A 14310-nucleotide genomic window follows, 5' to 3' on the forward strand; every position below is an offset into this window, starting at 1 on the left:
TCGACTGGAATTGAGGCGGGAGTGTGACAGATCAGTCCAACGGCAGAAACACCGCGAACCTGCTCCCCACCCCGACCTCACTCTCTACCGCTATGCGACCGCGATGCTTGTCGACAATCTTGTTGACGATACCCAGGCCAAGGCCGCTGCCCTCGCCGACCGGTTTGGTAGTGAAGAAGGGATCAAAAATTCGGCCACGGATCGCTTGCGGGATGCCGCAGCCGTTATCGCCGACCGACACCACCAGGCTCTGAGCCTCCCGCCCAATCGAGATCGTCAACACACCCTGATGCTGCATCGCCTGCAGCGCGTTGTGGATCAAATTAGTCCAGACCTGATTGAGCTCATCGGGCAGGCAGGGCAAGAGCGGCAGGTCCGGCTCGTAACGACGAATCAGCTCGCATCCTTGCTTGAGCTGGTTTTGATAGATTGTCAGCACCGTCTCTACGCTCTCGACCAGGTCGGTCGGGCGCAACTCGCCACTGTTGTCAACACGCGAATAACTCTTCAGTGCAAAAACAATCTTGGCGACCCGCTCGACCGCTATGTTGATATTGGCGGCACTACGCACCACCGTCGAGACGCCCTGCACCGCCTGGAGAATTCGCTCGCGTAGCGGGTGGCGTAGCAGCGGCAGCAGCGCCTCGGGCAGCGTCGTCAAGCCCAGTTGCGCCAGCAATATGGCCAGCGCACGGGGGTCGTCCATGCCAGCGCGACCCACGCCGGTCTGCGCAGTGGCGGCCTGCTCCAAGGCGAGCATCAAACCCTTCACCACCACCCGTTCCTCGCGCGAACTCCAGACCATGCCGGCGCGGCTGGCTTGTTCGATCAAGTCGACCAACAGCGCTTGACTGGGCGCATCCAGCAACTGCAACAGCGGCGGCAGACCGGCCAGCGTGTCGGCCAGCGACTCGACCATGGTGGCACCGCTGGATTTGATGGCGCCAATCGGCGTGTTGATCTCATGCGCAACATTGGCCACCAACTGGCCCAGCGACGCCATCTTCTCGGACTGGATCAGCTGCGCCTGCGCCTCGGCATTGGCCAGCGCGATGGCGCCGTAGGCGCACAGCGTTCGGAAGATCGCAACCTCGCGCTCGCCATAGGCTTGCGGGCGCGGCGACTGTATCGACATCAGACCCAATAGACGTTCACCGACCAGCAAGGGCGCGAACATCATGCTGTGGCATTCAACCGTCCCTGGAAGGGTGACCGATTGCCCCGGTTTGGACTCGACCACCACCTCGCGGCGCTCCGCGATACAGCGCCGCCCAGGCCCGCCCGGCCTTAGTTTATGACTGACGGGGGGAAGTGGCTCACCTCCCTCCATGCCGAACAGCATCGTGACGGTCTCGCCATCCACGCCCAGCCGGTAGATCAGGAATGAAAAGGCGTCCAGCAAAGTATGGACATGCTTATCCAAGGCCGCAAAGATGGCGCCGGCGTCGAGGTTGCCGGTGATGTCGCGACCGATCGCGCCGAGTTGCTCCAGGGTGCTGTTGGCCCGCTCCAAGCTCGCTGCCCGCTCGGCATGGGCAAGAGCCAGCAAACGGTGCTGCTCGCCCTCGGCCTGCGCCCGCTCGGTCTGGTGCGCCACTTGCATCGCGATGGCGCGCTTACTGGCATTTTGGCTGTGGGTCTTTTCAAGCGCCTGGGCGGCTTGCAAGCTGATGTCATAGGCCCGTACATGATCGCCGGCCTTCGCGTATTCGCTCGCAAGGCTAGCCAGTAAGTCGGCGGGCACCAGATAGCCTTCTACTTCAGCGGCAATATCCAGCGCCATGTGCAAATAGTGCAAGGCCGGGCTGAGCGCCGTCACAGCTTGCTGCAGCAATTGCCGGTGAGCGCTCAAGATTTCGGCCATGACCTGCAAGGCAGCAATACGCAAGGTCGTACCAACGCGCCGCCCTTCCAAGGCCAGCGTCGCCGCCTTTATGGCCTGAGCTGGGTTCCCACCGGCCAGCAGCGCGCGCGCCTGCCCGACTCGCGCCTGACAAAGCAGGTCGGGCGAATCCAATGCAATGGCCTTTTGCTCCACCCTTCGCAGCGCCTCCAGCGCAAGTTCGAATCGCCCACAGGCCAAGTCAAGCTCGGCCAAGTTCCGCAAAGCCATTGCATAGATTTTTGACTCTGCCTGCCCGGCCAGCATTTGCAAGCCCTCATTCAGCAATTCGCGGGCAGCCTCGTGACGTTTCAGGCGCTGAAAAATTTCGCCCGTCTGCATCAAGGCAAGCCCTGTTGCCGACCTCAAACCGCATCGCCGCGCCAGACTCAGTCCACGTTGGCTCCAGTCCAGCGCCGCCTCGAAGTCATTGAGTTCCTTGAAGCCGATACTGATGTTGGCTGCAGTACGGACAGCTCGCAAGGTTTGCCCGCCAGTCAAGGCTTGCGAATGGGCGTCAATGAATTTCAAAATTGCCTGCCCGGGGTCACCGAGCATGCCGGCCAGCAGGCCCTCCATTTCCTTGGCTGAAGCTCCGGCGAGCGCAGGGTAATCGGGCGCTCCAATTTGCCAGCGTTGATCCCAACGCTGCTTTCCCGCCACCACGTCCCGGAAGATCAGAGACTGCATCAACATCAGTTCGGCAAACTCAAGCCGCAACGGGTCAAATCTGACCGCTGCGGCGGCCACCGCCTGATACTCGGCATCACGACTTGCCTCGTCACCCTGCGCGCCGGCAATCAGCGCACGCAATGAATGCGCGTCGGCGCGCCCGATCGCATCGGCGCTGGCCTCGAACTCGGCCAAGGCCTGCTGCGCCGCGCGAGCAGCGTCCTCCATCTCGGTTTGCTGACAACTGATCTCGCCGCGAATCAACAGCAGGCGCGCGTTAGCGCTGCGCGACACAAGGTCGGGCCAAACGCCACCGGCGAGCAGTTCCTGCGCCTCGCCGGACAGCGCCAAGGCGCGAACCGAGTCGCGCTCGCGCAAATGCCAAGCCAGTGCGATCAGCGCCGGCAGGCGCTCGGCACCGCAGGCCGCCCGCAGCGCGGCCTCCAGCAGCGCAACGGTTTCATCGGTCGCAAAGAACTCCAGCATGGGCGCCGAGCCGGCCATCTCAATCAGTCCTTGCGCTCGGGGCATTCGCAAGCCACCAGCCGCTCGCTCAAGGCCTGCGTCTCGGCGCGCAGTTGCGCAATTTCCTCGACCGTCTGCCGGGCCTGGTCATAGGCGCCAGCGGCGCTGTTGACGGCCATGACAAGATCGGCGTTATTAAAGGGCTTTTCCAGAAAGCGATAGAGCCGCGCCTCGTTGATCGCACGCCTGACGCCGTTCAAATCACTCTGCCCGGTCAACATGATCTTGACCGTATCCGGCGAGCGCTCATGCAAACGCACCAGCAACTCGTCGCCTTTCATGCCCGGCATGATGTAGTCGGCGATCACGACGGCCAGCGCTTGACCGTCCTTTTGCAGATCGTCGGCAATTTCCAGCGCCTCTTCGCCGCTTTCGGCGATCTCGATCGTGGCGCTAGCTCCCGCATGCTGGCTCAGCAAAGAACGCAGCGCGGTCAACATGGTGCTGTCATCGTCGACACACAATATGGTCGTCTTACCCATCACGATTCCCCTGAAGATTCAAAGAATTATGCGGTTCAGCGCTGATGCGCAAAGCGGTGGCGCAGCGCCTGTCGAGGGGGGGGGGCTTGAGCACGGACGGGAGATCAGCCCAAGGGCTTGTGCTTACGCTGCCATTCACTTTCAATCCAGGTCGATTGAGCCCCGCCTGGCTGTGAACTCAAACAGCGCGCAGCGCGGCTCGTAGCTTGACGCCTAACTCCGGCCGGTCCTGAAACGGATCGGTCGGGTTACGCCGCTGCAGCACATCGTCCATGCGCGTTTGCACGCTGCTCAGCGCCTGCGGGTGGCTGAAGACATAGAACTGCTGCGCGGCCATCGCCGCAAACACCATCGCTGCCACTTCGGCCGCTGTCACCTTGCCCGAGTTGACTGCCTTGTCGCTCATCGCCTGCCCGATCAGCTGGCTCTGCGTGGGCCGGCTGCCTTTCAATTCCGCCGGGCGGTTGCGATGGCTTTGCGCAATGCCGGTGGGCACGAAAAAGGGGCACAGCAGTGAGCAGTGAATCTGCTCGGTGACCAAGGCCAAGTCTTGATAGAGCGTCTCGCTCAGGCTCACCACCGCGTGTTTGGAGACGTTGTAAACGCCCATATTGGGCGCATTGACGACGCCGGCCATCGAAGCGGTATTGACGATATGGGCCTCAAAGTTCGGATCGGCGGCCGCTGCCGCCAACATCATCGGCGTGAACAGACGAATGCCGTGGACCACGCCCATCACGTTGACGCCCAACACCCAGTCCCAGTCGGCTTGGCTGTTCTCCCAGATCAGCCCGCCAGAGCCCACGCCGGCATTATTGAAAACAAAATGGGGCGCGCCGAAGCGCAACTGGACGGCAGCCGCGAGCGCCTCCATCTCGGCCGCCTTGGCCACATCGACCCGCTGTGCCAGCAGCGGAAGACCATCGAATTCGGCCGCAGCGCGCTCCAGCGCGTCGGCCTGTACATCGCAAAGCACCAGGTTCATGCCGCGCGCGGCGGCGATGCGGGCGACCTCAAGGCCGAAGCCAGAACCCGCACCGGTGATCACGGCAGTCTTGCCGGCGTAGTGTTTCATCGCTTGAACTCGTCCTTAAGTCTTGCGCAGGGCATAGCCGATGCGCGGGAAATGCACATGTACCAGGCCGGCTCGCTCATCCACACGGCGCACGCTGATACGGCCTTGACTCAGGCCCACCAACTCGCCGCAGACGGGATCACGGGCGTAGTCGCTGGCGCTGACCAGCACCTTGTCGCCGGGCTCGAAGCCCAGCCCGGCCTGCACGCTGACCGGCTCTTGCGGGCCAAGCTTGCGAGCGACCTCGATGGCGGCCAGGCTGTCCGATTTACTGCGCTGACCATGGCCAAAGGCGGCCATTCGCTCGAACCAGGCCTTCAAGCGCTGGAGGGGCGCAAGAATGCCCGCCACTGGCGGCGCCAGGCGAACAAACCAAACGCTTTGCGCAACAGCAAAGTCGGCCAACGTCGCTGCGGTGCCGAGCAAAAAGGGTCGGCCGTCGCTCAGCATGGCCTCCAGCCAGGCCCCGTAACTCTGTAGCTCAGCGGCGGCGTCCAGGCTGCTCGGCCGCACGTTGCCGGCGGTCATGGCCGCACGGTCGGCCGCGAAGGCCGCCATGAATTCGGGCGGCGCGCCGGCAAAGATCGCTGCCGCTCCGGCCGGCTGCAAGGTGTAGGACACTGCGGCCAAGAACAATGACTTATCGGCCCATTGCGCCAACAGCCGCTCGGCACCGGCGCTCTGCGGCGGGAACAAGCTGGGCGTCGCCTGGCGCGCCTCGATCAGCTCGCACATCAAGGCCGTATCGCAATAAATATCGCCGGCAATCTGCAAAAACGGTGTGCGCCTATAGCCGCCGGTCAGCGCCAGCACATCGGGTTTGGGGCAGATCACCGGCACCGTGACGCTCTGCCAAGCCAATCCTTTGTACCCCAGGATCAGGCGCATCTTCTGGGAGAACGGTGAGCCGGCATAGTGATGAAGAATCAGCTCCGTCATGGCGATGGCGGCCTTTGCATATCGATGTGGACGATGCCGTCTTCGTCGTAGGGCGCCGAGACGCTGACAAATCCCAGGCTCGAATAGAAGTCCAACAGATAGCTTTGCGCGCTGATGGCCACGGTCTGTCCGGGCCACAGCCTGGCGCATTCAAGCAGCGCACGCTGCATCAGCGCGCGGCCCGCACCGCTGCCGCGCGCGGCCGGCGCCGTGACGACGCGGCCGATCTCCGGCAGCAGATGCGCTGGGCCTTTCGCCAGCGGTGGCAATAAGCGGGCGCAGGCCAGCAACTCGCCGCTGCTCTCCTCATGCCCCAGCAGATGCCAAGCCAGCAGGTCCACGCCGTCGGGGTCGAGATAGACGCAGGCCTGCTCAAGCACAAACACGCGCGCGCGCAGCGCCAAGGCTTGGTAAAGCGCCAGCGGGCTCAAGTCGGCCAGCGGCGCGACGCTCCAGCGCAAAGCCATCAGACCAGCTTGACCAGCTGTTTGCCGAAATTCTTGCCCTTGAGCAGGCCCAGAAAGGCCTCGGGCGCAGCAGCCAGCCCCAAGGCCACCGATTCGCGGAACTTCAGTTTGCCCATGGCGACCATGCCGCCCAACTCCTTCAACGCTTCGGGCCAGACCTCCATATGCTCGCTGACGATAAAGCCCTCGATCTTCATGCGGTTGACCAGGATCAGTTGCGGCGCGCTCATCGGAATCGGCTCACCGTTGTAGCCGGAAATCATGCCGCACATGGCGACACGGCTGAAGGCATTGGCGCGCAGCATGACCGCATCCAGAATCATGCCGCCGACATTCTCGAAATAGCCGTCAATACCGTCCGGGCATGCCGACTTCAGTGCCGCCGACAGCGACTTCACGTCCCGGTGTTCTTTGTAATCGATGCAGGCATCAAAACCCAACTCCTCGACCACATAACGGCATTTATCGGCGCCACCGGCCAGGCCCACAGCACGCGCGCCGCGCGCCTTGGCCAACTGCCCCACGACCGAGCCCACCGCGCCGCTGGCGGCGCTGACCACCACCGTCTCGCCCGCTTTGGGGTTGATGATTTTCACCAGACCGTACCAAGCGGTGACGCCGGGCATGCCGACCGCACCCAGATAGGCCGACAGCGGGATATGCGTGGCGTCCACTTTTTGTATCACGCCGCGCTGGCTCGCATCGACGACGAAATACTCTTGCCAGCCGCCCATGCCGACCACCTTATCGCCGGCCGCAAATGCTGCATTCTTGGAGGTCACCACCTCGCCAACCGTGCCGCCCAGCATCACCTCATTGAGGCCTTGAGGCTGCGCGTAGCTCTTGCCCTCATTCATGCGGCCGCGCATATAGGGGTCTAGGCTCAGGAAATGGTTGCGGATCAAGACCTGACCCTCGGCCAAGTCAGGAATTGCGGCTTCGACCAGCTTGAAGTTATCTAAGCTCGGCTCGCCTTGCGGGCGGGAGATAAGTTGGATTTGCGCATTGACATGACTCATGGGGTACTCCTCAATTGGGGTCTGGCTTTAAAAGCAAAGATTGAATCATGCGGCAGCAGCTGGCTGCGTCCCTTGGGCGACATAAAAAAACCCGCAACTGGCATTTGACCCCGGCTGCTCAAGTTCTACAAACTCAGGCCGATAGCCTCCCATGCGCAGCCGGGGCCCGAGCGGATGCTCTGTAGCCTTTTCACCCAGCGGGTCTTCAGGAGCAAACCATGAATCTGTCGAATTTCAAGATCGGCACCAAGCTGATCGCTGGCTTTTTGATGGTTTCAGCCGTCGGTGCGCTGATAGGCCTGCTCGGCTTGTCCAAAATGGGGCAGATGAATCAGGCCGCCAGCGAGATGTACGAAAAGGAATTCATGGCCGTGTCCTTCATCAAGGAAGCCAATACCGACCTGATTTATGTTGAACGCGACCTGCGCAATGCGCTGCTCGCCACCAGCCCCGACTGGCGCAACAAATCGCGTGAATCCGTACGAAAGTACATCGCCACGGCCAAAAGCAATATCAAGCAGGCAGACCCCTTGTTCTGGACCGAAAAAGGCCGGGCCGAGATGGGCAAACTCAACAGCATGTGGGGCGCTTTTGAATCGGCCGTCGGCACCATGGACGGCAAAGTGGCGGACGAAAGCCCGGCCGGCCATGCAGCGGCGGTCGAGTTCATGTTCGGCACCTTGGCGCCATTGAGCACCCAGGTAGACGAGCAACTGAACGTGCTGGTGGACAACAAGGAAGCCAATGCCAAGCGCATCGATGCAAGCAATGACGCCCGCTATACAAGCAGCCGCAATCTGACCCTGGGCTTGATCTTGCTGGGCGTCGCTGCCAGCGTCGGCCTGGGCTTGATCATCAGTCGCAATGTAGTGGGCGCGCTGCAGCGCTCGCTGGCGGCGGCAGAGCGCATGAGTGACTTCGATTTGAGCGAAGCCTTACAAGCCACGGGCAAGGACGAAAGCGCTGAGCTGCTGCGTGCCCAAGAGGCGATGCGTCAAAAGCTGCAAGACATCGTGGCCCAGGTGCGCGACAACGCCGAAAGCGTGGCCACCGGCAGCGGCCAGATTGCGCAAGGCAATGCCGACTTGAGCCAGCGCACCGAAGAGCAAGCCAGCGCCCTGGAAGAAACGGCGGCCACCATGGACGAACTCAGCTCCACCGTGCGCAACAATGCCGACAACGCCAAACAAGCCAATCAGTTGGCGCTGGGCGCATCGACGGTGGCCAGCCAAGGTGGCGCGGTAGTGGGCCAAGTGGTTGAGACGATGAAGGGCATCAACGACAGTTCGCGCAAGATCTCAGACATCATCAGCGTGATCGACGGCATCGCCTTCCAGACCAATATCCTGGCGCTGAACGCCGCCGTCGAGGCGGCCCGTGCCGGCGAGCAAGGGCGTGGCTTTGCTGTCGTGGCCAGCGAGGTGCGCTCGCTGGCGCAGCGCAGCGCCGAAGCGGCCAAGGAAATCAAGACCTTGATCAACGCCAGCGTCGAGCGGGTCGAACAGGGCACGGTGCTGGTCGACAAGGCCGGTGTGACGATGAGCGAGATCGTCACTGCGATTCGCCGCGTCACTGACATCGTCGGCGAGATCAGCAGCGCCAGCACCGAGCAAAGTGCCGGTATCGCCCAGGTCGGAGAGGCGATCACGCAGATGGACAAGGTCACCCAGCAAAACGCTGCGCTGGTGGAACAAAGCGCCGCCGCAGCGGAAAGTCTGCGCCAACAGGCCGGCCAACTGGTGCAGGCCGTGGCAGTGTTCAAGCTCAGCCACAGAGTTTGAATGGGCACAGCAGAGTTTTCAAAACACCTGCAAAATCAACAAGCGCTACGCACAACCCCTCACCCCGGGAGAGTCCCAATGCAGCTGACTGACTACAAGATCAACACCAAATTGATCGCCGCGTTCATCGCTGTTGCCTTGATCGGGGCAGCCTTAGGCAGCTTTGCCATCTTCAATATGAAGCGCATCAATGATGCCGATACGAGTTTGTACGAGAAGGAGCTGGTGGGTCTATCCTTGGTCAAGGAAGCCAATGCGCAGCGCTTGCAAGCCTTGGTCGCAGTGCGCGATACCTTGCTGGCCACCGACGCTCAAGAGCGTGAGCAAGCTTTGGCCTTGATGGCCGAATCGCGCAAGAAATACAGCGATTTGCTCGAGCAAGCCAGCAAACTTGCCAGCAGCGACAAAGCTCGCTCAGCCTTGTCCAACTTGCGCGTTTTGGCGGACAAAGATCAGCAGATTGCACAGGACTTGGTCAAACGAATCCAAACCACGGACTTGAGCGGGTCAAACGAAAGCATCAAATTCATCAAGTCCGACGTCACGCCGCACGGCATCCAAGTTGATCAGGCGCTCAAGGCGCTGTCACAGTTGAAGGAAGCCGAGGCCAAAGCAGTCTCCGATACCAACAGCGAGCTTTACGAAAACAGTCGCAACATCACGATCGCCTTGATCGTGCTCGGCGTCGCGGCCGGCATCGCCTTGGGCACTGGCATCAGCCGCCATGTCACGGCGCCGCTGGCGCATGCTGCCGCCGGCGCTCGCGCGATGAGCGAAGGCGATATGACGCAAGACTTGAGCGTGGTCGGCAAGGACGAAACTTCGCAACTGCTGCAGGCCCTTGATGAAATGCGTCGGCGCCTGCAAGGCATCGTCAGCAGCGTGCGTGAGAACTCCGAAAGCGTCGCCACCGGCAGCGGCGAAATCGCGCAAGGTAACGCCGACCTCAGTCAGCGCACCGAGGAACAGGCCAGTGCGCTGGAGCAAACTGCCGCCACCATGGACGAACTCAGCTCCACCGTGCGCAACAACGCCGACAACGCCAAACAGGCCAATCAACTGGCCCTCAGCGCCTCAACGGTTGCACAGCAAGGTGGCGCGGTGGTGGGTGAGGTGGTGGAGACCATGAAGGGCATCAACGACAGCTCGAAAAAGATCTCCGACATCATCAGCGTGATCGACGGCATTGCCTTCCAGACCAATATCCTGGCGCTGAACGCGGCGGTGGAAGCGGCGCGGGCCGGCGAGCAAGGGCGCGGTTTTGCGGTGGTGGCCAGCGAGGTGCGCTCGCTCGCCCAGCGCAGCGCCGAGGCCGCCAAGGAGATCAAGACGCTGATCAATGCCAGCGTCGAGCGGGTCGAGCAAGGCACGACCTTGGTCGACAAAGCCGGCGTGACCATGACCGAAATCGTCAGCTCGATTCGGCGCGTGGCCGACATCGTCGGCGAAATCAGCGCCGCCAGCTCGGAGCAAAGCTCAGGCATCGCGCAGGTCGGCGAGGCGATCACGCAGATGGACAAGGTCACCCAGCAAAACGCAGCGCTGGTCGAAGAGAGCGCGGCCGCCGCAGAAAGCCTGCGCCAGCAGGCCGATCAGCTGGTGCAGGTGGTGGCGGTATTCAAACTGCGTTGAGGCTCGCAGCTCAAGGGCAAGCCCAGCGGGGGCCGGCTAGTCGGCTCGCTGCAAGCTCTTGATGACCCGCCCGCGCCCCGGCAGCGCCTTCAGGTACTTGAAGGTAGCCGTCGCGTGCGCGCAGAGCTTGCCGTCTTCGCCGTAGATACTGCCCTCGCAAAAAGCCATGGTCACCGTGCTGTGCAACAGCTTACCCACCGCACGCAACTCGCCTTCGCCGGGCCGCATGAAGGAGGTCTTCATCTCGATGGTGACCACACCCGGCCCCATGCCTGCGGCTGTCATATGAGTGCTGCGCGCGGCATGCGCCATCGCCACGTCCAGCATGGTCATCAAGACGCCGCCATGCGCAACCTCCCAGGAATTCAGATGCCCTTGCTTCAAGTCGACCCGCAGCTCGGCCTGACCATGGCCCATGCTGTGCAGCTCCAAACCCAGTTGCTCAACAAAGGGGATGTGAACCGGGAATTTCAGGCTTGGGGATGGTTTCGAATGTGGCATAGGCGAACATAGCTCCATAGATGACAGCGACCCCGCAAGGATAGCCGCCCTGCGTGACTTGATGGCTCTACTTCCAGCGCGAGCGCAGCCAGATCATCAGCACACCGGCCGCCACAGCCAGCGCACCCTTGCCCAGCAACAGGTAAGCCAATACTTCAGCGTCCGTCATGCCTTCTCCCTTGCCACCCAAACTGTGCGGGCCGAATTGCAACAGCGCCAAACCCAGGACAAAAACCAACAGCCCTGCGTAAATAAAGATCCAGACCAAACGCTCGACCCAGAGCAAGGTCTTTGGATTGACCCTCTTGTCACCCGCTTCTTCACCCATCGTTTGATCCCTCAAAACCATGCCTCGGGCATGTCCTTGCACAAGGCCTCTCGCCGGCTGACCACGCCCAGCCAGGCCTCTATTTTGGGCAATTCATAGGCAAAGAAATAGCGGCAGGCCGCCTGCTTGCCCTGGGTGAACTCGCTTGCTTTTCCCTGCCCCGCTTTCAAGACCACATCCAGCCATATCCAGGCCAACACAAGATGGCCAAAAGCCTGCAGGTAGGGCGTGGCATTGGCCAGCGCTTCTTCCGGCTTGCCGCTGCTCCAGGCATTCTTGGTCGCACGGCCCACATTGGCCAAGGCCGCCGCCAAGGCATTGCCGAGCTCCGCCAGCTCGGGCTGTTGAAGCGCGGTTTCAACCGTGAAGTTGATCCGCGCTGCCAGCGCCAACAAGGCTTCGCCGCCGTTCATCACGACCTTGCGTCCTAAGAGGTCAAGCCCATGGATGCCATGCGTGCCCTCGTGAATCATATTGAGCCGGTTGTCGCGCCAATATTGCTCGACCGGGAAATCGCGCGTGTAGCCGTAGCCGCCCAAGACCTGTATCGCCAGCGAGTTGGCCTCCAGACACCATTCACTGGGCCAACTCTTGACGATGGGGATCAAGACCTCCAGCACCAGCTTGGCCTCTTTGGCCGCGTCGGCCGCGCCGCTGTGCTGCTCGTCGACCAAGCGCGCGCACAGCAGCGCCAGCGCCAGCCCACCCTCGACATAGCTCTTTTGCGCCAGCAACATGCGCTTAACGTCGGCATGTTCGATGATGGGACGCTGCGGCTGCGTGGCATCCTTGCCAGCAGGGCCGATTGCCCTGCCCTGCGAGCGCTGGCGCGCGTAGGCCAAGCTGGCTTCATAGCCCGCGTAACCCAACATCACCGCCCCCAGGCCGACGCCGATACGGGCTTCGTTCATCATGTGGAACATGCACTTGAGGCCTTCGCCAGGCTGGCCGACCAGATAGCCGACGGCGCCTGCCCCACCCTCGCCAAAGTTCAGCAAACAGTTGCTGGTGCCACGAAAGCCGAGCTTGTGGTTCAGGCCAGCCAGCCGCACATCATTGCGCTCGCCCGTCAACTGGCCATCAGCACCCACCATCTTCTTGGGCACGATGAACAAAGAAATTCCACGCGCGCCGGCGACGAGCTTGCCGTCCTGGCCGGGAATCTTGGCCAACACCAGGTGAATGATGTTCTCGCTCAGCTCGTGCTCGCCGGCCGAGATCCACATCTTGTTGCCCTTGAGCCTAAAGCGCTGTCCGAGCGGATCATCGGCAAATTCCAGCTCGGCCCGGGTCCTGATGTCAGACAGGGACGAGCCGGCCTGCGGTTCGCTCAAACACATGGTGCCGAACCAGCGCCCTTCGAACTCGGCCGCCGCAAACACCTCGCGCTGTTTGGCCGTGCCATGCGCCATCAAGAGATTGGCATTGCCGGCGGTCAGCATTGCGTAGGCGCCAACGGCCACATTGGCCTTGCTGAAAAAGGCATTCGCTGCCATCTCGATCACGCAGGGCAGCTGCATGCCGCCGATCGCGTAGTCTTGCGCGGCCGCCAACATGCCCGAGGCCACATAAGCATCGGTCGCGGCTTTGGTGGCGGCTGGCAAGTGCACGCGCTCGCCATCGAAGCGCGGCTCTTCGGTATCGGTCAGCCGGGCGATCGGTGCGAACTTTTCTCGGGCGATTTTTTCGCAGGTGTCGAGCACCGCAGCAAAAGTCTCAGCGCTGTGCTCGGCAAAGCGCGCGCGCAGGGTCAGGTCTTGCACCCCCAGCCAAACGTTCAGCAGAAAGTCCAGGGTTTGTCGCATGCCTTGTCCCTCATCAAAGAAGACGTTCAGAGCACTTCAAAGATGCCGGCCGCACCCATGCCGCCGCCAATGCACATCGTTACGCATACCTTCTTGGCGCCGCGCCTGCGACCTTCGATCAGCGCATGGCCGGTCAAGCGCTGGCCCGACACGCCATATGGGTGGCCGACCGCGATCGCGCCGCCGTTGACATTGAGCCTGTCCATCGGAATACCCAAAGTGTCGGCGCAATACAGTACTTGCACGGCAAAGGCTTCGTTCAACTCCCAGAGGTCAATGTCGGCGACCGTCAGTCCCAGTCGCTTCAGAACCTTGGGGATGGCGTAGACCGGGCCAATGCCCATCTCGTCCGGCTCGCAGCCGGCCACCGCAAAGCCGAGGAAGCGGCCCAGCGGCTTCAAGCCATGCGCCTCGGCATAGCGCTCGCTGGTCAGCACACAAGCACCGGCCCCGTCGGAAAACTGGCTGGCGTTGCCCGCAGTCACAAGGCCGCCGGGCACGGCTGAGCGAAGATCCTTGATGCCCTCGTACGTGGTGCCCTCGCGCAGGCCTTCATCGACGCTAACGGTAACTTCACGCGTGCTCAGGCCCAACACCTTGTCGACCACGCCCATGGTTACGGTCATGGGGGCGATCTCCTGCGTGAAGAGGCCGGCGGCTTGCGCTGCGCAAGCGCGTTGCTGGCTTTGTGCGCCGTATTGGTCCATGCGTTCGCGGGCAATCTTGTAGCGGGTGGCCACGTTCTCGGCCGTTTGCAACATCGTCCAATAAATTTCAGGCTTGTTCTTGGCCAGCCAAGGGTCGCTGATCATGTGGCGATTGGCTTCGTTTTGCACGCAGGAGATGCTCTCCACGCCGCCCGCCACAAACACCTCGGCTTCGCCGACGATGATGCGCTGCGCGGCAAGCGCAATAGCCTGCAGGCCGCTGGAGCAAAAGCGGTTGATGGTGAAGCCACCGACCGTGATGGGCAGACCGGCGCGCAGCGCGACTTGGCGGGCGATATTGTTGCCGGTCGCACCTTCAGGGAAGGCGCAACCCATCACCACGTCCTCGATGTCCGAAGCATCAATACCGGCGCGCTCAACGGCGGCTTTGACCGCGTGGCCGCCTAAAGTGGCGCCATGGCTCATATTGAAGGCGCCCTTCCAGCTCTTGGCCAAAGGGGTGCGGGCGGTGGAAACGATGACGGCATTAGTCAT

General features: G+C 62.0%; 12 protein-coding genes. 2 read left to right on the top strand and 10 right to left on the bottom strand.

Annotated features, from left to right (window positions below; all coding sequences use genetic code 11):
• Positions 1 to 31 precede the first annotated feature (31 nt).
• The 6 genes from LNV09_RS11415 to LNV09_RS11440 all read right to left on the bottom strand — a co-directional run bounded on the left by LNV09_RS11415 (position 32) and on the right by LNV09_RS11440 (position 7061).
• On the bottom strand, positions 32 to 3085 hold the full coding sequence (locus LNV09_RS11415; protein ID WP_263557218.1) for an ATP-binding protein: 3054 nt from the start codon (positions 3083 to 3085) through the stop codon (positions 32 to 34).
• Positions 3064 to 3561, bottom strand: a complete 498-nt coding sequence (locus LNV09_RS11420) for a response regulator (protein ID WP_263557219.1) — start codon at positions 3559 to 3561, stop codon at positions 3064 to 3066. Before LNV09_RS11420 ends, LNV09_RS11415 begins: the two co-directional genes overlap by 22 nt.
• Before the next feature lie 178 nt (positions 3562 to 3739).
• On the bottom strand, positions 3740 to 4636 hold the full coding sequence (locus tag LNV09_RS11425; RefSeq protein WP_263557220.1) for an SDR family oxidoreductase: 897 nt from the start codon (positions 4634 to 4636) through the stop codon (positions 3740 to 3742).
• 15 nt (positions 4637 to 4651) lie between these two features.
• Positions 4652 to 5575, bottom strand: coding sequence for a glutathione S-transferase family protein (locus tag LNV09_RS11430; protein WP_263557221.1), 924 nt, complete (start codon positions 5573 to 5575; stop codon positions 4652 to 4654).
• Complete coding sequence (locus LNV09_RS11435) at positions 5572 to 6042, bottom strand: GNAT family N-acetyltransferase (protein WP_263557222.1); 471 nt, start codon at positions 6040 to 6042, stop codon at positions 5572 to 5574. The genes LNV09_RS11430 and LNV09_RS11435 overlap by 4 nt, the downstream gene beginning before the upstream one ends.
• Positions 6042 to 7061 carry an NADP-dependent oxidoreductase gene (locus tag LNV09_RS11440; protein WP_263557223.1) on the bottom strand — a complete coding sequence of 340 codons (1020 nt, stop codon included), beginning with the start codon at positions 7059 to 7061 and terminating at the stop codon, positions 6042 to 6044. Before LNV09_RS11440 ends, LNV09_RS11435 begins: the two co-directional genes overlap by 1 nt.
• Before the next feature lie 218 nt (positions 7062 to 7279).
• Between LNV09_RS11440 and LNV09_RS24745 the strand changes: the two genes are divergently transcribed.
• Together LNV09_RS24745 and LNV09_RS24750 are read left to right on the top strand one after the other, a co-directional pair.
• Entirely contained in the window at positions 7280 to 8842 is a 1563-nt protein-coding gene (locus LNV09_RS24745; protein ID WP_318023289.1) for a methyl-accepting chemotaxis protein, read from the top strand.
• 78 nt (positions 8843 to 8920) lie between these two features.
• Positions 8921 to 10474 carry a methyl-accepting chemotaxis protein gene (locus LNV09_RS24750; protein ID WP_318023290.1) on the top strand — a complete coding sequence of 518 codons (1554 nt, stop codon included), beginning with the start codon at positions 8921 to 8923 and terminating at the stop codon, positions 10472 to 10474.
• 36 nt (positions 10475 to 10510) lie between these two features.
• Here LNV09_RS24750 and LNV09_RS11465 read toward each other — a convergent pair whose 3' ends face one another.
• From LNV09_RS11465 to LNV09_RS11480, 4 genes are all read right to left on the bottom strand, one after another.
• Positions 10511 to 10975 carry a PaaI family thioesterase gene (locus LNV09_RS11465; RefSeq protein WP_263557224.1) on the bottom strand — a complete coding sequence of 155 codons (465 nt, stop codon included), beginning with the start codon at positions 10973 to 10975 and terminating at the stop codon, positions 10511 to 10513.
• A 67-nt stretch (positions 10976 to 11042) separates the two neighbouring features.
• On the bottom strand, positions 11043 to 11303 hold the full coding sequence (locus LNV09_RS11470) for a hypothetical protein (RefSeq protein ID WP_263557225.1): 261 nt from the start codon (positions 11301 to 11303) through the stop codon (positions 11043 to 11045).
• Between the two features lie 11 nt (positions 11304 to 11314).
• Positions 11315 to 13108: an acyl-CoA dehydrogenase family protein gene (locus tag LNV09_RS11475; protein ID WP_263557226.1), complete on the bottom strand. Its 1794-nt coding sequence runs from the start codon at positions 13106 to 13108 to the stop codon at positions 11315 to 11317.
• Positions 13109 to 13134: 26 nt separating this feature from the next.
• Positions 13135 to 14310, bottom strand: a complete 1176-nt coding sequence (locus LNV09_RS11480; RefSeq protein ID WP_263557227.1) for an acetyl-CoA C-acyltransferase — start codon at positions 14308 to 14310, stop codon at positions 13135 to 13137.

The sequence above is a fragment of the Paucibacter sp. B2R-40 genome (genome assembly GCF_025717555.1).
Classification (GTDB): Bacteria; Pseudomonadota; Gammaproteobacteria; order Burkholderiales; family Burkholderiaceae_C; genus Paucibacter_A.